This is a genomic window from Enterobacter cloacae complex sp. GF14B (assembly GCF_004136805.1).
In the GTDB taxonomy this organism is placed as follows: domain Bacteria; phylum Pseudomonadota; class Gammaproteobacteria; order Enterobacterales; family Enterobacteriaceae; genus Enterobacter; species Enterobacter hormaechei_C.
This window is the reverse complement of record NZ_QFRV01000311.1, coordinates 1-1,104: the sequence shown is the minus strand read 5'-3', so window position 1 is coordinate 1,104 and position 1,104 is coordinate 1. Positions and strand designations below refer to the sequence as shown.

The window sequence follows — 1,104 nt, the reverse complement described above, 5'->3', positions numbered from 1 at the left end:
ACCCTGACCGTGAAGTACCAGGGCTGCGCCGATGCCGGCGTGTGCTACCCGCCGCAGACCCGCACCCTGAAGGTCGCGTTGCCGGGCGAAGCGGGCGCTGGCGGCTTCGGCTGTAAGGCGCGCGGGCTGCATGATTATGTCGTCAAGAACGGCTCTGCCGATCATCCCAACGCCGAGGTGAAATTCGCACTGGGTGATGTGGTCAACACCATGATCGGCTGCACTAATGGTGAAACGATCATGCTGTGCCACGACACCTCGCTGCCGCGCCCCTATTCTCTCGGCTTTCGGGTGCAAGGCACCGAGGGGCTGTGGATGGACGTCAACAAGTCGATCTATCTGGAGGGCAAGAGCCCACAGCCGCACCGCTGGGAGCCTGCCGAGGGCTGGTTTGCGAAATACGATCACCCGCTATGGAAACGCTACGCCGATCTGGCGGCAGGGGCCGGGCATGGCGGGATGGACTGGTTCGTGATCCACGCTTTTGTCGAGGCGCTGAAGGCCAAGGCCCCGATGCCAATCGACATTTACGACGCGCTGGCCTGGAGCGCGATCACGCCTCTGTCGGAACAATCGATTGCTGAGGGCAATCGCACGTTAGATTTTCCCGACTTCACCCGAGGGCAGTGGCGCACCCGCAAGCCGATCTTTGCGCTGAACGACGCCTATTGATCGACGCGATTTAGGCCAAGCGCACCGCAAAGGCGAAATTGGTAATCTTGTCGGTATCCTTGACGCCCGGCGCGCTTTCGACGCCGCTGGAGGTATCGACCAGCGGCGCTCCGGTGCGCGCAATCGCCTCGGCAACATTCGTCGGATTTAGCCCGCCTGCCAGCCCCCACGGCAAGGCACCGCGATATCCGGCCAGCAGCGACCAGTCGAACGCCAACCCCATGCCGCCGGGCAGCGCGCCTTTGGGGGTCTTGGCGTCGAACAAGATCAAGTCCGCCGCCCCGGCATAGGCTGCGGCGCGTGCGACATCGCTGGCGCTGGCGACGGGCAGCGCCTTCCACACCGGCTTGCCAAACCGCGCGCGCAACTGGGCCACGCGTTCGGGCGATTCCGAACCGTGCAGCTGCAGCGCGTTCAGCTTGGCTGCCACCA

The 1,104-nt window shown here is 64.2% G+C and carries 2 protein-coding genes; one reads left to right on the top strand and one right to left on the bottom strand.

Going from position 1 to position 1,104, the window contains the following annotated elements; all coding sequences use genetic code 11:
* A partial coding sequence (locus DD606_RS25405; RefSeq protein WP_129259507.1) for a protein-disulfide reductase DsbD domain-containing protein occupies nucleotides 1-672 on the top strand: 672 nt, incomplete at its 5' end.
* A gap of 10 nt (nucleotides 673-682) precedes the next feature.
* Here the strand turns inward: DD606_RS25405 and DD606_RS25400 are convergent.
* Nucleotides 683-1,104, bottom strand: a 422-nt coding sequence (locus DD606_RS25400) for a phosphoribosylanthranilate isomerase (RefSeq protein WP_139158393.1), incomplete at its 5' end; no start/stop codon positions are given.